The following is a 19,641-nucleotide window of genomic DNA, read 5'->3' on the forward strand; positions in this document are numbered from 1 at the left end:
CAGCGATTTCGCCCCGCTAAGATGAGTTTGTCTACATTTCTTTCCGTAATTTTATTGTTTGTAATAAACAATAACTGTTGCTTCTTACCTTTTGCTTCAACAACAGCTTCTAAGAGATGAACATTCTTGTCGTTGAATGACATATGATTGACCCAAAAAGGCTTGTCATCTTTCTTCGTTTTCTCTAACGATTTAATCGCTTGAAACTCGGTAGTGATGTTCTTCAATCGACCTTCTTTGAGCCTAAAGATATATTTCCAGTTATTTTGTTCACAAATGTCAAAAACAGGGTGACACGCATACAAACTATCTCCCAATAAACAAATAGGTAATCGTTTGAAGGTTTGTTTCAGATTCTTCGCTAATCGTTTAAATGCATTTAATTCACAGTCTTGTTTTGGTGTATCCTCGGATTCATTTTCGATAAATTCTGAAGCAACACTGAATACCATATTTCCAACGACTAATTTCGCCTCAAGTACATGATGCATATAAATGGTTGTGGTTTCTCCAGTTTCTTCATCCTTATATTCTCTTCGTAGACAGTGCTCACAATGCTTTTCTCTAAATGTATGAAGTCCTGTGCCATCTACAATGATTGGCCAATATTTCCCTAAAATGCGGTAAGATTCAAAGCATCTCTTCTTTAGAAGTGCTTTAATCATATATGTTCTTATTTTCTCTAGCTCTTCCATTTCCAACTTGGATAAAAAGTCATTGATTGTATCGTAATGAGGAAGTTCTTCGAGCTCATCTATGCTTAGAGCTGTTTTCACATTCTCAATACATTCATCCGTATTAAATTGCACAGTCATGTTTCGCATAGTATCGATACCAATGATGTTTTTAAGAAGAGTGGTATATAACACCGTTTCTGTTGCATACGTAATATAGCTTTGGTGCCTTGGATCTTTAACTTTTTTTAGCTTGGTTATAAAATCTTTGAAGAAATGACGTTGTGTTTTGAGTAAGTCGAAATAATAATTTTTATTTTTTTCTCTATTACGTTTTTCTTTTCGTGTAAGCATTTTAAAATCCCCCAATCTTTGATAAATACAGTTAAATTATCCCATATTTATCACATGTTGGGGGAAGATTATCTCGAAGAATTTTTACTCCTCAGACCTGACAATGGTCATAAACATAAGGAAGCACACGTTTTTTGCGAAACGTGTGCTTCTAGATTGCTTTTAGTTTATTCCATTACTTTCCGACGTCGTAAGAACAAGACACCACCAGCAGTTGCAAGTAACGAGCCGATCAGAATGAGAGCAGGCAGGCTTGTTGCGGTTTTCGGCAACTTTCCGCCTTGAGCAGATTTACCTTTTCCGTCTTTGTCACTGCTAGTTGACGTTTTGGTTGTGCTTTTTCCGCCACCATCATCGCCAGAGCCACTGCCTCCACTAGTTCCAGCAGCACCTTTCGGTCCTTTTGGACCTTGCGGACCAGCGGGTCCTTGCAAGTTTGCGGTTTTCTTCCAGCCGTCAGCCGTTTTTTCGTACACGTCACCTGTATTCGTATCGAGATACAAGTCGCCGATGTCACCCGCATCCGCAGATGGTGCGCCTGAACCTGTCAGAATGACATTGCCTCGCTTACCGTCATCACCTTTTAGATTACCGACTTTTGTCCATGTGTTCGGATCGCGTTTGTACACATCACCAGTTGTGAGATCAAGGTAAGAGTCACCGTTATTTCCGAGACTATCATTCGGAGGTCCTTTGCCTGTATACCAATCGCCAAATGGTTCAACAACGTTTACTGTACGTTCGACAGTTGCTACATTTCCGACGCTATCGCTTACGGTATACGTCACTGTGTATGTGCCGATTGTAGATGTGTCTACGTCACCACTGATTTCAATGTCGTCAGAAACGTCACCATCGAAATTGTCGTTAGCTGTTGCCCCTGGTTCGTTGTAAGGATCGCCTTGTTTCACAATCATTGGGTTATTACCATTTAATGTGATGACTGGGGCTTCACCGTCAATTGGGATGGTTGCAAGTAAAAATTCTTCATCTTCTGGAAGCGGGCATGTAAAACCTATAGCAAGAGGAAGGCCAAACTCATCATTAAAGTAATTCATTCGAATCTCATCTGCCTTAAAAATGACCTCACCCTCTTCACCGGCAATAAACGGACCAATCTCAATTCCACCTTCACTCATTAGGGAAACAGGAACAGGCCCGTCATGATTTGGTGGCCAAATAAGATCAACATCATCAAGGAATGTATGAACCATATGTGCTTCATTTTCAGAATTAATTTTGAAGTTGGGTGATTGAAGTTCAGTAATTACTTCATAATCAAAAGGGTTAGTGCTACTTGGATAGTCAAAGTTGATTGTTAAGTCATTCAAATAAAATTCTTCACCAGCTTTAACCCATTTAGGAACTGACATATTAAACCTCATTTCGGTTGGATGAAAAGTAGGATTAACGCCTGGTATTGGTATAACCATTTCACATACGTATTCGAAAGTTTTTTCTACCTTTTGACTTCCATTCATAGCATTTGCGGAATTCATTGTAAACGCATAAAAAATGACCATTGACAAAGTAAACACTACTATTACTGATTTTTTTAAAAAATTGTTAATTTTAAAACGCCTCCTTTATTGAAATTATGAATCTTGATAAATGATTTTCTTGATACATGTGTGGAGGGTACTATTAGCAGCTTTCGATTTGAACGATGTTTTTCTATTCATCTCATGTATCATTTAAATCCGATAATTACAAAAATTCAATCTTTACCTATTTATCATAATTGCATTTTAGTTTATTTTTACTAAATAATCCTTTTTGTTTTATTAGCTGCATGTAAAATTAATTTGTAATTCTGTTGTAACCAAGTTAGACACGTACTAATTATTAGTACGTGTCTTAAATTTTAAAAAATTTTTATATTTTTATTTAATTAATTGTAATTTCTACAATAGTATTATCCTCAGGTGGCTCGCAGTCTGCAGTTAATTTAACATCTAAACCTTTATCACTACCTTTTTCAAATTCCGCAGAAAGTTCACCTGCACTTAAGGTTACTACACCTGAAGTACCAGCTGTAAATGGACCTACGCTTATTCCACCTACTTCAGGTACTGTAAATATTAAATCGGAACCATCTTTCGGTACTTTTGTATTTGGAATGGCTAGTTCAGCAACGTCAATGGTGTCGTCAAGATTTTCAGACTCAATTACAAACTTGGTTACAGTTCCTTCAGTGTAATCCCAAGAAAGTAAGCCATCTAAAATTGAAACGATATTACTTGGAACTGCAGCTGTAGCGGATGCATTTGTTAATGTAATTTGATCACTTGGTTCTACAGATATCGGACCGTATCCTTTAACTGTTAAAGGTAAAGGAAAGTTTAAATTAATACCTAAAACTTTTACTGTACAAGTGTAAGTAAAAGTTTTCTCTACATATTGTTCATCTTCCGCACTCGCAATAGCTGTTAAACTAGCAAGTAACAATGCAGTCATAATCATAGACACGAACGACTTAGGAATTCTTAACATTACATTCTCCTCCTCAATAGTTTTAATTTTGAAAAAACTTCTGACTGAAAACACCGCTTATTTTTACTTGCACCCCCTTGTTATGAAAATTCTAGATTCAGAACGGACAACCTCTGTTTAGAAGGATGTTATCGAATGTTCTGTATTCTAGTTGTTGTTTAGCTTTTCGAGTCAGGAATGATTTTGGAGGATTGCTATAATTTGTAGACGTATGCCATTCTTACTACTAGCTTAATAGAGCACCCATATTTTAACAATAGGTCCAAAGAACCGTTTTACATTTTGTTGAAAATATATACTTCATTTTCCTGAATTCGGCATTTTTTCTTGTTTTAAAACTTTTGTTAACAAAATTCAACGTAAATATATAACGATTGTGATTGTGAATAAAATGGTGGTTTTAAGATGTGAGGTTAATAGTATTTCCACAGATCTTTCAAGTTTAATTTTATGAATTAAATAATCATACTCAATTACTATTACTAGCGTTGCATAAAGATTATTAGAGTATTCAGTAAACTGGGTCACCTTGAAAAGTGCCAAATAGGAAAAGCCTTGAATAAAGGTGGCACTGTCCATTTGACAGGAATGTACATTTGTTTAGACAAAAGGGGCTACGGCGACTATGTAGCTATAGGTATGCGGCTTTGGCTTAAATCGGCGCATCCAGATGCATGCGGGTTTCCAGATAGCAGCTTTTAGCCATCGGTTAATGCGAAGCAATGGTTTCCTTACTTTCTGTCTCTAGCTGAATCAATACGTGTAAACAATACGTAATGAGTGCGAGAAACATTTGGTTTTGTATCGCTGTTTTGCTCATTCCATAAAAATGTTTGATTTTTACGTGCTGTTTTGGCCATTTGAAAAAGAGCTTAATCGCGCAACCGTGAACGATAAGTCTCATTCAAGGCGGAGCGTTTGAAACGATTGAATCTGCGAATGAAGCTAGAGGTAGCCTTAGAAACGATGGGTATGCTGCTGTCATTGATGAAAGCGAACAAGCGCACCTTTGGGAAGCTGAAAACAACCTATTACAAGCATTCCTACTTTATAAGCAAATCGTTAATTAAGAAACAATAAAAACAAAGCGGCTTAGCCCTAAAGCCGCTTAACTACATACTTTTCTGCAGAAACATTCGCTGAAGCTAAAGATGTGGTCGACTCTGTATTGAAAAATCACTAATAAGCTTGTTTCAAATTGGCTATGTTGAAGATTAAGCATTAGTTATCATTACAAACAAAACGCACGTACCGTATTCAAAATAACGGACGTGCGTTTTGTTATTTGCATCTACAAGAGAGACTTAATTGACTAATTTTCTCCGTCTTAAGAACAAGACACCACCAATAGCTGTTAGAAGGGCACCGATCAAGACGAGTGTCGGTAAGCTTGTTGCGGTTTTCGGCAACTTTCCGCCTTGAGCAGATTTACCTTTTCCGTCTTTGTCACTGCTAGTTGACGTTTTGGTTGTGCTTTTTCCGCCACCATCATCGCCAGAGCCACTGCCTCCACTAGTTCCAGCAGCACCTTTCGGTCCTTTTGGACCTTGCGGACCAGCGGGTCCTTGCAAGTTTGCGGTTTTCTTCCAGCCGTCAGCCGTTTTTTCGTACACGTCACCTGTATTCGTATCGAGATACAAGTCGCCGATGTCACCCGCATCCGCAGATGGTGCGCCTGAACCTGTGAGAATCGCGGAACCTTGCTTACCATTGTCACCTTTTAAATTGCCGATTTTTGTCCATGTATTCGGGTCGCGTTTATAAATATCACCTGTTGCGATATCAAGGTAAGAGTCACCGTTACTTCCGAGACTATCATTCGGAGGTCCTTCACCTGTATACCAATCGCCAAATGGTTCAACAACGTTGACTGTGCGTTCGACAGTTGCTACATTTCCGACACTATCGCTTACGGTATACGTGATAGTGTATTCACCAATTGTTGATGTATCAATGTCATCTGCGCCTGAAACTTCGATATCGTCGGACACATCACCGTCAAAATTATCTTCAGCAGTTGCACCAGGGTCAATGAATTCATCGCCTTGCTTAACAATCATTGGATTGTCACCGTTTAATGTGATGACAGGAGCTTCACTGTCGATTGGGATAGTGGCGAAACTAAACTCTTTACCCTCCGGAACTTGGCACATAAAGCCAAGGGAAATTGGACCAACTGGCAAATCAAAGCCAAATAGCCAATTCATTCGAATTTCATCTGTTTTTAAAATAACTTCACCATCTTCATCAGCAATAAAGGGACCGACATCCATCCCTTCAGCAATAGTAATAGGCAAACCATCAGTTCCAGGCGGAACGACAAAATCAAGATCGGGTACGAATGTCCGCACTTCAGTATTTTCATTTCCATACATTATTGTGAAATTTATTCCTTCAAAAGCTGACTCCATTGGCTGTCCACCAGGTTCAGTACGAAAAGGGGCACCTACTATTATCGACGTATTTGTTAAGTAAAATTCCTCGTCTTTTGCTACCGTATTAGGAACGGTCGTCTTAATTGTTACATAAGCTGGTAATAACTCTGGTTCCGGAGCACCTGGCGGTAAAGTTCCACACCTATATTCGTTAAATGTTACTTCAATTTCTTGACCGCTAGTTGCCGCACTGGCATCATTTACGTTAAGTGTATACATAAAAACCATTGACAAAAAGAAAATTGAGACGATAGATTTTTTTAAAAGATTATTAATTTTAAATTACCTCCTATTAATTTATATATCAGTCCTTAATTGTGGTTTGTTGTCTACTTTGAATGAACTGTAAAAATCTAGGTATTTCAAAATAAACATCCTACTTTTTCGATGCCTTCAATGAGTATTTTATTCTTTTGTGAAACAAGAAAGAGACCATCACAGAAAAGGTCACTTTTCATTTATTTTCTGGATAGTCTCACATATTTTACCTTAATTGATAGTGACCGTTGTTAAAGTTGAATCGCCAATTGGCTCACAATTTGCTTCTAAACTAAAGTAATCATTAACATCGGCATTTTTAAATTTTGCATTCATTTCACCTGTAGAAATATTGATTTCACCCGAAGTACCTGCGGTAAATGGACCTACTTCAAGTCCACCACTAGCAGGAACTCTAAATTCGAAATCGGAACCATCTGTTGGAACTTTTGTCCGTTCAATTACTTTGGAGCAACATCTATAACTTGTTCAATATTATCTGACTTAACCTCAAATTTTGTTACATCCCCGGAAATATAATCCCATCCAAGTATATTATATAAAGCTAACACTTCATCTCCGGGAACTTTCACTGTAGCAAATGAATTATGCACTGTAACCTGTTGACCCGGGTTTACCGATGAGGGAACATCATATGCTTCTATGGTAGCTTGGATATCGAAATTCCTCTGTTGGACTGGTACACCAAAAAGCTTAACCGCTGCGTCACAATTATAATCAACAGTTTTGACTAGATGTCCTGGAATGTGATCAGCGCTAGCAACAGCCGTCAAACTAGCAAGTAACAATGCAGTCATAATCATAGACACGAATGACTTAGGAATTTTTGACATCACATTCTCCTCCTTGTTTTTAGATTTTAAAACCTTCCCCTGAAAGCGCTCACAATATTTGATGTTCATTTTGCTTTCACCTCCCTGCTATGAAAATTCTAGATTCAGAACGGACAACCTCTTTTACGTAGGATGTTCTGTTAATCTAGTTGTTGTTTAGCTCTTGGAGTTGGGACTATTTTGGGAGGATTGTGGTAAGTTCTAAGACATGTGCCTGATCTTGTATTCAGTTTAATAGAATCCCCATATTTTGACAATAAAACTAAAGTGCTATTTTTACATTTAATTGAAAATATATACTGCATTTTCCACATAATTGACCCATTTATTTTCTTTTTTTAACAAAACTCGGTTACATACTAAGAATCTAGCACTAGAATTGTGAACAAGCCATCTATACTAAATATTGTAAATTACTATTTTTATCACGTATTACGATGTGAATAAAATGGGAAATCCTGACTTCAAAAATAGACTATAAACTTTCAAACTGAAAAAAGAAGCATACACTCTAATTGAACATATGCCCTTACGATTTTGGTAAAATTCAGGCTTCTTGAAATATTGTTAACTGGTCGGATATTGAAATTTTCACAATCGTTTCATAGCGATTTACATAACTTTCTTATCTTTAACATGTTTATATGTTACAATAACAATATCGTCAGTTATCGGTACTCTTTGACGAGGTAACATGGTTGAACCTTGCTTACCATTGTCACCTTTTAGATTGCCGATTTTTGTCCATGTGTTCGGGTCACGCTTGTACACGTCACCAGTTGTAATACCATGGTAAATGTCGCCATATCACTTGTGGCGTACCTTTACTTGTGTACGATGACCTTTGCATCTATTTGTGACCGCTTACCAACCCTGTCACCGGTAGTAACGGTTACGATTCGTACCGGTAACTGACGTATGATATTATTCCACAATTGTTAACTTCCCCCATGATCCTCTATCTCGTTCATCTCATCACTTCTTTTAACGATCGCCCGATTCTTTTTCTTGTTAATTCAAACAATCCCATGCGTGTAAATCCAAATATTGTAACGGTGTGAACATCACGGGTCACAGCATCCTCTACCGCTTTTTGAATCCATGTGCGTTCGTCTTCATCCATTCGCAAAAAATCGATGACGATCATTCCACTTAGATTGCGAAGACGTAGTTGACGGATTGCTTCGTGAGCGGCATTTAGATTAATTGTAACGGGGTCGAGAGAAGAATGACCACTATTCACATCGATGACGGTTAATGATTCATTTTCCTCAATGAGAAGATAACTTCCATCTTGCAACCAGACAACCTTTTTCAGTGCGCGTTGAATTTCCTTATGTAGATCAATCGGTGGCACCGTCTCGAAAATAACTTCTAGTTGCATGTGATCTGTCAAGTGCGCATAGACGTCTTCGCGATCGGTTGTAATAAAGGAAAAGCCTGTAGAATTATAGCGATTGACTGTCTGTTCAATGCAGTCTTTTCCTCTATGTAAAAGAGCGGGAGCTTCTATTTGCTTGCTTTTTTCTACGATTTGGTGCATCTGGTCCCGTAAGTCGTAAAGTTCCTTTTCAACTTCATCCCTTGACGCTTTTGAAACTGCTGTGCGAAAAATAAACCCCTCTTGACCTCGTTTCGCATCAGTTCCAAATTCGATCCATTGTTTCCGTTCGAATGTCGACAGTTTTTTCGAAGCAGCAACGTAATTTGTAAATGGTGAATAAATGATATATTCGCCGACGAGTGATAGTTTCATCGTCGCTTGTCCGCTCTTATGGCGGCTGCTTTCTTTCATCGTTTGCACAACAACCTCTTCACCGATTTGTAAGTTCGATTCGAGACAATCCATTGCGTGCAAAAAAACATCTTTCTCTCTTCCAATATCGATGAAGTAGGCATCGATATTCGTTTTTTTCGCTTTTACAATCCCTTTATACATTGATCCAACGGTCTCTTCCCCGTCATGACAGATAGTAAGTGCCATCACTTTTCCATTTTCAACCGCAGCCACAACAGTTCGTTCATTCCAGCTTGATACATATAGTTTACGCAACAGAACGTCACTCCAAAACCTGACATGTACTTTCATTCTAACCGAAACAATTGGCGGACAGTAGTTTTTATTTTTTTATGTATGAAATAAGCCTCTAGCAATTCTCGTTCGTCTTTGCAATGACGATGAGTAACGATCGTATGATGGACACCTTTTTGAAACATTTTTAAGACATTTTCGATTTGTTCATTCGGATGAACAGCAAGCGATTTGTTCCGCCTCCCTCCCGTTTTCTTTTCTAATCGTTCAAGTAAAAACCGTAAAAATACATAGTAATGATGGCGATACTCTGTATACAGAGAAAGTAGTAAAAACACTAAAATAATGACTACGTTTAAATGAGTCTGAAAGGTGATAACACTAACGAGCGCAAAACTTATTAGAAATAAAAATGAGAACGCCAAAATGGATAAATGCGCTTTTTTAAATGGGCGAAAATAAGCAAATAACAAAAATAATAACTTCCCGCCGTCAAGAGGCCAAATTGGGAGCAAATTAAAAATAAGAATCATTAAATTGTATGCTAGAAACGTTTCAAAAAAAGCAGGGGACCAAACGCTAAAATAAACAAAGCAAAAACCGATACCGATTAACCAAAGGTGTTGAAGCGGTCCGAACAAAACAACAAGCAGTTCTTCTTTAAACGGACGGTTTCCGTGTTCATCTACTTCTGCAACGCCTCCAAAAGGCAATAAAACGATTCGGCGTACACGCCAATTAAAAAAGCGGGCCACCGTATAATGACCCAATTCATGAATAAGAATAATTGCAATTAAAACAACGAGATCACGAAAAAAACCAGTAAGTATTGCGATCCCTATAACGAACCAAGTGAGAGGATGTATATCAAATCGCCTAATCAAATGACATCACCTGAATCGGGTCAATAAACGATTCGCCTTGTTTTAAAGCAAAGAAAAACATACCACTTTCTCCGTCATTGCCTTTTAAAGCCTTCCCGATCTTGTGTCCACTTTTAATATAGTCATACAATGCAACATCGACTGACTCTAAATTTCCATACCAAGATTCACTGCCGTCTTGATGTTGGACGATGACCGTTTTATTTAAATTTTCTCGTTCACCAACAAAAACGACAAACCCGTCTTGTACACTTTCAATCGTTGCATCTACACCTGTTTCTAGCATAATCCCTTTCTTCTCAACATTAAACGGTTCAATAATTTTTCCAGTCACCGGAACGGCATAATCGTGACTAGATTGATTCACTGTTTCCGTATCGTCATTCGCCAGTCGATCAGGCAACAGAGCCAATGGCTTGCCAAATTTGCGTTCATACCACGCCGCAACGGACGCAAATTTAAAATCTTGCTCAAACGTATAGGTCACAAATTGACGGACATTTACAAACATATCACTCGGCTGCTTAAATAAAATCGCAACCGCAAGAAATAAAACAATTGACAAAAAGACTTTAATAAAAAACTTTTCTTTAGAAAATAGCGGATGAATCGGACCTCTGTCTTTACCCCGATCAACGTCATTTAGATTTCCATAGGATGTCGTAGTTGAACGATACGGTCGTTTTCGCATCGCTTTTCGTTTTTGATGCCTTTTTCTAAAGTGCTCTACATTCTTTCCCATGCGTATCATTCCTATTTTCTCAATCGTTGGTACATCATATGACTTGTCCGTGTCAGTTATACCTTTTTATAAAGAAATACTCGCGATCTTGCGAGCAATGTAAGAAGTGATACGACGGTTCGTAAGCCATTCTTTAAAACTTTTTACGAATTAAAATAAACGTTACATTTAATTTTGAACGGTTACTGAGTTCTTTCCGTTGATACAACCTAAAAAAACTCCCATGGATTATCATTCATGAGAGCTAACGCATACCGATTAATTTTTTTAGTCTTGAAAAAAAACTTGGTGGGTCATCAAAAGTTGAGAGTGGAACAGATTCACCTAATATTCGTCTTGAAATATTTCGATACGCAATCGATGCGTTATTAGATGGGTCAAGTGCAATCGGTTCACCAGAATTATTAGCGGCAATCACGGCATCGTCATCAGGAACGATGCCAATTAGTTCGATTGCTAAAATCGAAATAATTTCATCGATGTCCAACATTTCACCTGTTTTTACTAAATGTTTACGAATGCGGTTAATGATTAACTTCGGTGGTTCCATATCTCGTTCTTTTTCAAGCAACCCGATAATTCTGTCAGCGTCACGGACAGCTGACGCCTCTGGTGTCGTCACAACGATTGATTTATCCGCACCAGCAACCGCATTTTTAAAACCTCGTTCAATTCCAGCAGGGCAATCAATTAATATGTAATCATATTCTTGCTTTAACTCTTTAACAACTTGCTTCATCTGTTTCGGACTAACTGATGTTTTGTCAACCGTTTGTGCTGCCGGCAAAACGTGAAGGCAATCAAAGCGCTTATCTCTTATAAGAGCAGCATTCATGCTACATCTTCCTTGAGCAACGTCAACTAAGTCATAAATAATACGATTTTCTAACCCCATCAGAACATCTAAATTACGAAGTCCGATATCACTATCAATGAGACAAACTTTTTTATTCGCCAATGCTAGAGCTGTACCGATATTGACTGTTGTCGTTGTTTTTCCAACCCCGCCTTTTCCAGACGTGATTACAATTGCCTCTCCCATATTCTTTGCCCCTTTCTTTCTGTATGTTTACGCATGAATCCGTTGTAATAAAGAAAATGTTTGGATTTTATCAATTCGAATTTGATTCAGTTTTTGATCGATATATGCATACTCCATATCGTGATTCATCGCTTGTAGTTCATCTGGTGAACGTGAAGCCGTCGTGCCAATAACAAGTTGTGAAGGCTCCATTTTTGAAGCGACGATGACGGAATTGGAATTTCCGTTAGCCCCTGCATGGGCCATCCCTCTTAACACACCCATCACATAAATATTGCCTGTCGCGATAACTTTTGCTCCAGGATTAACATCTCCGATAAGTAGTAAATCACCTGTGATTTCTAATACTTGTCCTGAACGAATCATCTTCTCAATTTTCACAATCCGATTTTCTTTCTGTTGCCGCACTGCTTCCGCTTTTGTAATGACATTTGAATGGACTTGTTCAATATATAATTTTTTTTTCTTGCGGATGAGTTCAGAAAGTGTTTCGATCTGTTCCTTATCCAAATAGCGGTTCCCCGTCTCAAGAAAAACAGGAACGAGCCGATTATCATTCGTATTGCGCGTCGTCACTGATAACTTTTCTTCAATTTCTTCTAATAGCTCTTTATATGAACAACGATCATCTAAAATTAACGTAAAACCGTCTTTTGTCCCTTTAATTGTAACATACTGCTGCTTCTGTACCATGATGCACTTCACCTCAACATAAGGTATTCAACAACTTTTGAGTGAAATCCTTTATTCGCGAACTTTTTTTATCACTTTTTTCATCGGGACGTAAATTAAAATAAAGAACACACCATTTAGAAGTAAACTCGGAAGTAACCGATCGAGCATCAATAATTGTATCGGTACATCAACGAAACCAATCAATGTATAAACTCCATATACTAAAAATTCAAGAACGATTACGGTGATAAACGAAACGAGCATACCAACAATTGCATTAATATGCATAATCCTTGCACTATGCCCGACAACATATGACGTTACCGCCATTGAAAATATATAAATACCAATGAAGTCAGTATAAATGATATCGTATAAAAGACCAGTAACAATCGCATACAAAACAGCTAGTGGAATGCTAACATATAAAGCGATGAATATGATAATAATCATTGTAAAGCGTGGAACGATAACGATGGCGGAGCCATAATTTTCTGGCGCAATCACTTGCATAATCGTGCCTTCAATTATAAAAAACAAAAATAAAATAGCAGGAAGGTAAACGCGCTTCAACGTTCATCCTCCTCTTCGTCTGCATCTTCGATAACAGCAGACGTTCTTTTTACGATCATCACATTCCGAATATTATATAAATCTGCCGCCGGTTTCACAAGGGCCGATTTCGTTAATCCGTATTTATCATTTCTTACTTCAATGATTTTACCGATGATTAAGTTTTTAGGAAACACCCCACCTAATCCAGAGGTAACGACTGTTCCTCCTTCATCAACTTCGACATCAATCGTAATATTGCTAAACAGCAAGGCTTGTTCTTCCGCATCATAACCGTCGATCACGCCGAATATATCTTCATCATCTTGTACATATACAGAAATTCGGTTCGTGCGATCGAGATCGCTTATGAGTTGAACGGTACTTGAAAACGGTTGAACATTTCTTATTTTTCCAATCAATCCTGCCGGTGTAATGACAGCCATATTCACCTCAACGCCATCTTCACTACCTTTATCAAGCGTAAGTCGATTATTCCACCGGTCCGGTGAACGCGCGATGACGCTTGCAGGTATCGTTTGATAATCACGCAAACTCGTCATCTCATCAATTAATTCCCTCAACTCATCATTTTCTTTTTTAATGTCTTGATAATCAACGGAAAGCTTCGCATGCTCGTCTAGTCTTGCTTTCAAAACTTTATTTTCTTCGTATAAATTTTTTAGTTCTGCTATATTTTCAAAGAAACCCGCTACACTTTTAGCGGGTTTATAAAAAAGCGATTGCACAGTTGCAACGGCATCTTTAAAAAACTGTTCCGGTTTCGTTAATGAACTGCGCTCCTTCATCGAAAAACCGATCAATGCCACTAAAATAATAATTGAAATAAGTAAAACAATCAGCCGTTTATTTGAAAAAAATTGACGCATGTAAACACCTACTCCGATATACAGGCAACGTACTAAAGATACTTCATGGGGCAACTATCCATACATAAGGGCACGCAACCCTATCCCATTCATACAGAAGTAACAGACGATTATTCCATGATCTTGCTCATCCATCAGTTTCGGGTAAAATGCCATTACACTTGCCAGCATCATCTAACCTTGTGCTGATGGAATTCTCTCTTTATGTGTTGCTTTTCATAACAAATTTTTATTTTGATTTGGAACGTCCTGTAATCCCTGATTTTGAGCGAAGTAAGTGTAAATTTCCCAATGCTTTACCTGTACCGATTGCGACACATTCAATCGGTTCTTCAGCAACGACGACAGGCATATTCGTTTCTTCGCTTAGCACTCGATCAAGATTACGTAACAAGGCCCCGCCACCCGTTAAGACAATTCCACGATCCATAATGTCTGCCGCTAGTTCTGGTGGTGTATTTTCTAGCGTTATTTTTACAGTGTCTATAATATTACTTACAGTTTCATTCAAAGCTTCCGCGACTTCTTTGCCAGTGATTGAGATTGTTTTCGGCAGACCAGTTACTAAATCACGACCGCGAATTTCCATTTCGCCTAAATCATCAGAGATACTAGCTGAGCCAATTTCCATTTTTAACGTTTCCGCTGTACGTTCACCAATCATTAAATTATATTTCTTCTTTATATATTGTATAATAGCACCGTCCATTTCGTCACCTGCTACCCGAATTGAGCGACTCGTAACGATGCCGCCTAACGAAATAATTGCGACTTCTGTTGTACCTCCACCAATATCAACAACCATACTTCCAGTCGGTTCCCACACAGGCAAATCCGCTCCGATTGCAGCAGCAAACGGTTCCTCTATCGTGTAAGCTTCACGTGCTCCCGCTTGTCTCGTCGCATCTTCAACGGCCCTCTTTTCAACTGCTGTAATGCCATACGGTACACAGATCATAACATTCGGTTTACGTGAAAAAAATGAACCTTTTTTCTGTGCTTGCTGAATGAAATATTTGAGCATAATCGCAGTCGTGTCAAAGTCAGCAATGACCCCATCTTTCATCGGACGAACAGCGACGATATTCCCTGGTGTTCGGCCAATCATCTTTTTCGCATCGTCTCCAACTGCTTCAATTTGACCTGAATCTTTTCTTAAAGCGACAACGGATGGCTCACGAACGACAACACCTTTCCCTTTCGTGTACACGAGCGTATTCGCTGTCCCTAAATCAATCCCCATTGCATTTCCACGTAACATTTATGTAAGACTCCCTTCACTATCCAAAAAATTTAGTAGCTTCGAATGATGCTATAGTAAAGTTTCGACTAAAAGTGTGTTCAAATAGGAGAACACCGAGAGGGGCGACTAAATACACGACTTCCTGCGCCTACAATTATCTAGCTCCAACTTCGACACTCGCAAGACTGAACTCTGTATTAGCATCCCCGCTTCCTTTCGATTCAGACACAGGGTATATTTTTCTTCTGTGATATGCACACCTAAGGCTCACACATTCAAGAGATTCAATGCTTCGTTCTCGATTGATTTTCTCTCAACGCAATATGTTTGGTTAAGAACGTCGAATGAACTCACATCCTGTGACCCTCAACCCATTTGAACAACCTCAAAAAAGACGAAATTTTTTCACAATCCCCATACCCGTTAGAGCAGGATAAAGGATGATTAACAAATTTGATTATACTTGATAAAGTGTGAAAATGATAGGTGGAAAAGGACACATTTACAAAGATGTAATTTTTGTAATCAGATTAAAAACTGTAGATTTATGTGGAAGATAAGGTGAAGTTATCGAAACAAGTCTAAATGTACCCTTTTTCTTTCAAGCTGACATACTGTTTATCGCCAATAACGATATGATCAAGCAGATCAATTCCGAGAAGCCTTCCACTTTCCGCTAGGCGTTTCGTTACTTCGATGTCTTCACGACTTGGTGACGGGTCACCACTCGGATGATTATGGAAACAAATGACGGAATTAGCGGAACGCCTAATTGCTTCATTAAAAACTTCCCTCGGATGAACAATCGAAGCATTTAAGCTGCCGATAAAGACGGTTTGTTTATGAATGACTTCGTTTTTTGTGTTTAAATAAGCAGCGACGAAATGTTCTTGAGTTAAAAACCGCAATTCTTCCATAACGTAGTTTGCCCCTTCTTCCGGGGAACGAATTGCATATTTTTCATCTGGATGCAATTGCATAATCCGCTGTCCTAATTCTAACGATGCCAGAATTTGAATTGCCTTCGCTGTTCCAATGCCTTTGATGGCGGTTAATTCTTCAATTGACGCATTTTTCAATAATCGAAGCCCTTCAAAATGCTGCAACAATCGTTGCGCAACTTGAAGAACAGATTCGTTCATTGTACCCGTTCGGAGAATAATCGCAAGCAATTCTTGATTTGATAAACTGTGAGATCCTTTATTAATCAGTCTTTCTCGCGGTCTTTCTTCTTCTGGTACATCACGAATCATAATCGGGTAATCATTCATAGATTCACCTCATTTCAATCACCTTATCCTGCTCTAACGGGAGAGGGAAACAGGGGCTATAGCAATTGCTTTACGACAGATCGTCCTGCTTGTCTTCCAGAAAATATACAGCCCCCAAGAAATGTGCCTTCCAACGATCGATATCCGTGAACGCCTCCTCCACCAAAACCGGCCACTTCTCCGGCAGCATACAATCCATGTATCGGCTCACCTTCATCGTTCAACACACGACCGAATAGATCGGTTTGTAAGCCTCCGAGTGTTTTCCGAGTTAAAATATTCAAACGAACGGCAATGAGCGGACCATTTTTTGGATCAAGAAGTTTATGTGGCTTTGCGACCCGACTCAGTCTGTCGCCTTTATAATTTCTCGCAACACGCAGCGCCGCGATTTGCAAATCTTTCGTAAAGTCATTATCCATCTCCCGATCTCTTGCGATGAGTTGTCTCTCAATCTCTTCATAGTTTAATAGATTGTCGCCCGTCAATTCATTCATTTTCTTAACAAGATCTTGTAGCGACGTAGACACGATAAAGTCTTCACCTTTATCCATAAACGCTTGCACGGGCGTTGGTGCACCTGACATTAAACGTTGTTTCAAAAGCTCACGAATACTTTTGCCTGTTAAATCAGGATTTTGTTCAGATCCCGATAAGGCAAATTCTTTTTCAATCATTTTTTGCGTTAAAATAAACCACGAATAGTCATAACCACTTTTCATAATTGCTTCAAGCGTTCCTAACGTATCAAAACCAGGAAAATTCGGTGTCGGAAACCGCTGACCCTTCGCATCAAACCACATCGAAGAAGGACCTGGAAGGATCCGAATCCCATGCTTAGGCCAAATTGGGTTCCAATTTTTGATTCCTTCAGTATAATGCCACATTCGATCTTTATTGACAATGCGACCACCGATCTTTTCTGTAATTTCTAACATGCGACCGTCGACGTGTGCGGGGACACCGCTAATTAAACGTTTTGGCGGATCTCCAAGTCTTGACGGCCAATTTTTACGAACTAAATCGAAATTTCCTCCAATGCCACCACTCGTCACAATCACCGCTTCAGCTTGAAACGAAAACGAACCATTTTCTTCAAGTGAACTTTTTTCACCACGGTTCACCGTGCTCGGAACGAGTGTTACACCTTCGACACCGATAACACTTCCATTTTTCACGATAAGCTGATCAACGCGATGACGTGGACGATAATCAATCATTCCTCGTTGTATCGCTTCTCGAACCCGCTCTTCGAACGGTTTAACAAGGCCTGGACCTGTTCCCCATGTAATGTGAAAACGAGGGACAGAGTTTCCATGACCTTCAGCTAAATAACCGCCACGTTCAGCCCAGCTGACAATTGGAAAGAAGCGCACGCCCCGTTCACGAAGCCATTCACGTTTTTCACCAGAGGCAAATTCGACATACGCTTGCGCCCATTTCATCGCCCAATAATCTTCATCCTCTTCACGATCAAATCCAGCCGTCCCTAACCAATCTTGCCACGCAAGTTCTGGTGAATCGTGAATGCCCATTCGACGTTGTTCAGGTGAATCAACGAGGAACAATCCTCCAAACGACCACCACGCTTGCCCGCCAAGCGATGCTTCAGGCTCTTGATCAAGGAGTAGTGTTTTTTTCTCAGCTTCCGCAAGCTCGCAAGCAGCAACTAATCCAGCTAACCCTGCCCCAACAATAATGACGTCATAAGCCAAGTTCCATCACCTTCATTTCTATTTTTACAATTTTCGAATGATTAATAAAACTACTTCAACAAAAATCTGTTTTTTCCTGCAAAATAAAAGGTTTATTAAATGATATTGATTGAGTGTCATTTTGATAAGCATGAAATCTATGAAAAAGATTTACTCTAAGATACTATAACTCTATAAAACCATGAAAAAATCACCAAGTAACCGACAAAGACAAACGAAGGGGGTATAAACACGTACGAATTTTACATTCTTTGTTAAAAACATACATTTGTAGGGTTATAAATATATAGAAAACCTGTTACACTTTTTTAAGATTCAGAACATACAACAAAAGACTACATCTATCCTCCAAGATTGAAATCAAATCCAAAAGCTTTATCCATCACTAGAATACAGAGCAACATTAGAAAATTTGAGCGTTCTGAATCTAATCACGATAATTTAGTAGTTAGGAGGTGAAGGTCTTTCCTATTCATCGAACGTAAACAAAGTCGTTTGTATTAGCTTTTTGGTCGCGATTTCTTTAAATCAATTAATTAAATAGGAGCAATGAAAATGTTAAAAAAAGTTTCTAAATCTTTTATATCTTTAGCAGTTACAGTGTTTTTACTCGCGAGTCTTACTGCCTTTACTAGTGCTCAGGAACAACCCATAAATACTATTAGTTATAATTGTGATGCAGTTGTTAAACTTTTTGGAGCTCCAATTGAAAACAGAAACTTTGACATTCAAGTTGCTGTATTTGGTGATGCTCCAGACGAAGTAGATGCAGGAGATGTTATTTCTGTTGAAAATTCATATGCAAAAGTAACAGTTCCATCATCTGTAGTTCTAGATTTAGATAATATACTCGGATGGAATAACATTTCTGGTTCTGTAAACAAGTTTGAAATTATCTCAGATAATGTGCAACAAGTGATTAACGTTGCTCCACAAAGTATTGCTAAAACGCCTATTCCTAAAGACGGTTCTGATTTTGAGTTTAGAGTTCCAGCTACAAGTGAGCTAATTGTTGGTCCATTTACTGCAGGTAACTCAGGTGTTATCAACGTTTCAGCTGGCGATATTGAAGCAGTATTTCAAAATGGAGATGGTTTAGGAATCTTTACATTAGAAGCAGATTGTCAACCTTCAGGTAATCCCATTATTAAAACAGTTACTATTAACAGTAATGAGAATTAATTTATGATTTAGTCTGTTCAGAAAGTTGTTAGTAATAATGACTTTCTGTGTGGCCTTTCCTTCTTTTTTTGAAATTCATAAATAAAAACTCCCTTTATAAGGCTGTAGGTTAATTCATCCAAGACAAGATAGGTAATTAGGTAACGGAATGATTAAATTTATACTTTCTGTTCACATAATAACAGTCATTAAATAATCTATTTTTTAGATAGGAAACAATCGTTACCCTGTAACTAAAAATTAATAAATTTAATAGGTCATTACATGAAAAAGACCAGCTATAAAAAGTCAAGGAGGTAAAGCAGATTTTGTTATAAATTAATTTCGCTATTTTTAGGCACACCA

General features: G+C 38.4%; 16 protein-coding genes and 1 pseudogene. 1 reads left to right on the forward strand and 16 read right to left on the reverse strand.

Going from position 1 to position 19,641, the window contains the following annotated elements; all coding sequences use genetic code 11:
- The 16 genes and pseudogenes from ABU914_RS14045 to ABU914_RS14120 form a co-directional block, all read right to left on the reverse strand.
- Nucleotides 1–1,028 (reverse strand): transposase (locus ABU914_RS14045; RefSeq protein WP_379670332.1); only part of this gene is annotated, 1,028 nt, incomplete at its 3' end.
- 167 nt (nucleotides 1,029–1,195) lie between these two features.
- On the reverse strand, nucleotides 1,196–2,401 hold the full coding sequence (locus ABU914_RS14050; protein WP_379670333.1) for an immunoglobulin-like domain-containing protein: 1,206 nt from the start codon (nucleotides 2,399–2,401) through the stop codon (nucleotides 1,196–1,198).
- 514 nt (nucleotides 2,402–2,915) lie between these two features.
- Nucleotides 2,916–3,521 (reverse strand): DUF6801 domain-containing protein, encoded by a 606-nt coding sequence (locus tag ABU914_RS14055; protein WP_379670334.1) that lies wholly within the window; start codon nucleotides 3,519–3,521, stop codon nucleotides 2,916–2,918.
- A 600-nt stretch (nucleotides 3,522–4,121) separates the two neighbouring features.
- Nucleotides 4,122–4,450 (reverse strand): annotated as a pseudogene (locus ABU914_RS14060) (hypothetical protein); the annotation flags it as partial.
- A 375-nt stretch (nucleotides 4,451–4,825) separates the two neighbouring features.
- Nucleotides 4,826–6,175, reverse strand: coding sequence for an immunoglobulin-like domain-containing protein (locus ABU914_RS14065; protein ID WP_379670335.1), 1,350 nt, complete (start codon nucleotides 6,173–6,175; stop codon nucleotides 4,826–4,828).
- A 500-nt stretch (nucleotides 6,176–6,675) separates the two neighbouring features.
- Nucleotides 6,676–7,137, reverse strand: a complete 462-nt coding sequence (locus ABU914_RS14070; protein ID WP_379670336.1) for a hypothetical protein — start codon at nucleotides 7,135–7,137, stop codon at nucleotides 6,676–6,678.
- 898 nt (nucleotides 7,138–8,035) lie between these two features.
- Nucleotides 8,036–9,121, reverse strand: coding sequence for a ribonuclease E/G (locus ABU914_RS14075; RefSeq protein WP_379670337.1), 1,086 nt, complete (start codon nucleotides 9,119–9,121; stop codon nucleotides 8,036–8,038).
- A 32-nt stretch (nucleotides 9,122–9,153) separates the two neighbouring features.
- Complete coding sequence (locus tag ABU914_RS14080) at nucleotides 9,154–9,984, reverse strand: M50 family metallopeptidase (RefSeq protein WP_379670338.1); 831 nt, start codon at nucleotides 9,982–9,984, stop codon at nucleotides 9,154–9,156.
- On the reverse strand, nucleotides 9,977–10,726 hold the full coding sequence (locus tag ABU914_RS14085; protein WP_379670339.1) for a peptidoglycan DD-metalloendopeptidase family protein: 750 nt from the start codon (nucleotides 10,724–10,726) through the stop codon (nucleotides 9,977–9,979). Before ABU914_RS14085 ends, ABU914_RS14080 begins: the two co-directional genes overlap by 8 nt.
- A gap of 244 nt (nucleotides 10,727–10,970) precedes the next feature.
- Nucleotides 10,971–11,768, reverse strand: a complete 798-nt coding sequence (minD, locus tag ABU914_RS14090; RefSeq protein ID WP_379670340.1) for a septum site-determining protein MinD — start codon at nucleotides 11,766–11,768, stop codon at nucleotides 10,971–10,973.
- A 27-nt stretch (nucleotides 11,769–11,795) separates the two neighbouring features.
- Entirely contained in the window at nucleotides 11,796–12,461 is a 666-nt protein-coding gene (minC, locus tag ABU914_RS14095) for a septum site-determining protein MinC (protein ID WP_379670341.1), read from the reverse strand.
- A 51-nt stretch (nucleotides 12,462–12,512) separates the two neighbouring features.
- Nucleotides 12,513–13,016 carry a rod shape-determining protein MreD gene (gene mreD, locus ABU914_RS14100; RefSeq protein ID WP_379670342.1) on the reverse strand — a complete coding sequence of 168 codons (504 nt, stop codon included), beginning with the start codon at nucleotides 13,014–13,016 and terminating at the stop codon, nucleotides 12,513–12,515.
- Nucleotides 13,013–13,885, reverse strand: coding sequence for a rod shape-determining protein MreC (mreC, locus tag ABU914_RS14105; protein WP_379670343.1), 873 nt, complete (start codon nucleotides 13,883–13,885; stop codon nucleotides 13,013–13,015). The genes mreD and mreC overlap by 4 nt, the downstream gene beginning before the upstream one ends.
- A 229-nt stretch (nucleotides 13,886–14,114) precedes the next feature.
- Nucleotides 14,115–15,146 carry a rod shape-determining protein gene (locus tag ABU914_RS14110; RefSeq protein ID WP_379670344.1) on the reverse strand — a complete coding sequence of 344 codons (1,032 nt, stop codon included), beginning with the start codon at nucleotides 15,144–15,146 and terminating at the stop codon, nucleotides 14,115–14,117.
- 563 nt (nucleotides 15,147–15,709) lie between these two features.
- Nucleotides 15,710–16,399, reverse strand: a complete 690-nt coding sequence (gene radC / locus ABU914_RS14115; RefSeq protein WP_379670345.1) for a RadC family protein — start codon at nucleotides 16,397–16,399, stop codon at nucleotides 15,710–15,712.
- A 56-nt stretch (nucleotides 16,400–16,455) separates the two neighbouring features.
- Nucleotides 16,456–18,114, reverse strand: a complete 1,659-nt coding sequence (locus ABU914_RS14120; protein WP_379670346.1) for an FAD-binding dehydrogenase — start codon at nucleotides 18,112–18,114, stop codon at nucleotides 16,456–16,458.
- Between the two features lie 555 nt (nucleotides 18,115–18,669).
- Here ABU914_RS14120 and ABU914_RS14125 point away from each other — a divergent pair.
- A complete protein-coding gene (locus ABU914_RS14125) occupies nucleotides 18,670–19,296 on the forward strand; it encodes a DUF6801 domain-containing protein (protein WP_379670347.1) in 627 nt (208 codons plus the stop codon).
- Nucleotides 19,297–19,641 lie beyond the last annotated feature (345 nt).

Source organism: Pueribacillus sp. YX66 (assembly GCF_041725775.1).
Lineage (GTDB): Bacteria > Bacillota > Bacilli > Bacillales > UBA6769 > Pueribacillus.

Excerpts from the sequence above, each read along its gene's own strand:
- ABU914_RS14085 (WP_379670339.1), bottom strand. The coding sequence starts at position 10,726 with ATGGGAAAGAATGTAGAGCACTTTAGAAAAAGGCATCAAAAACGAAAA.
- ABU914_RS14065 (WP_379670335.1), bottom strand. The coding sequence starts at position 6,175 with ATGTATACACTTAACGTAAATGATGCCAGTGCGGCAACTAGCGGTCAA.
- ABU914_RS14050 (WP_379670333.1), bottom strand. The coding sequence starts at position 2,401 with ATGTCAGTTCCTAAATGGGTTAAAGCTGGTGAAGAATTTTATTTGAAT.
- minC (WP_379670341.1), bottom strand. The coding sequence starts at position 12,461 with ATGGTACAGAAGCAGCAGTATGTTACAATTAAAGGGACAAAAGACGGT.
- ABU914_RS14125 (WP_379670347.1), top strand. The coding sequence starts at position 18,670 with ATGTTAAAAAAAGTTTCTAAATCTTTTATATCTTTAGCAGTTACAGTG.
- mreC (WP_379670343.1), bottom strand. The coding sequence starts at position 13,885 with ATGCGTCAATTTTTTTCAAATAAACGGCTGATTGTTTTACTTATTTCA.
- ABU914_RS14055 (WP_379670334.1), bottom strand. The coding sequence starts at position 3,521 with ATGTTAAGAATTCCTAAGTCGTTCGTGTCTATGATTATGACTGCATTG.
- ABU914_RS14110 (WP_379670344.1), bottom strand. The coding sequence starts at position 15,146 with ATGTTACGTGGAAATGCAATGGGGATTGATTTAGGGACAGCGAATACG.
- ABU914_RS14070 (WP_379670336.1), bottom strand. The coding sequence starts at position 7,137 with ATGAACATCAAATATTGTGAGCGCTTTCAGGGGAAGGTTTTAAAATCT.
- radC (WP_379670345.1), bottom strand. The coding sequence starts at position 16,399 with ATGAATGATTACCCGATTATGATTCGTGATGTACCAGAAGAAGAAAGA.
- minD (WP_379670340.1), bottom strand. The coding sequence starts at position 11,768 with ATGGGAGAGGCAATTGTAATCACGTCTGGAAAAGGCGGGGTTGGAAAA.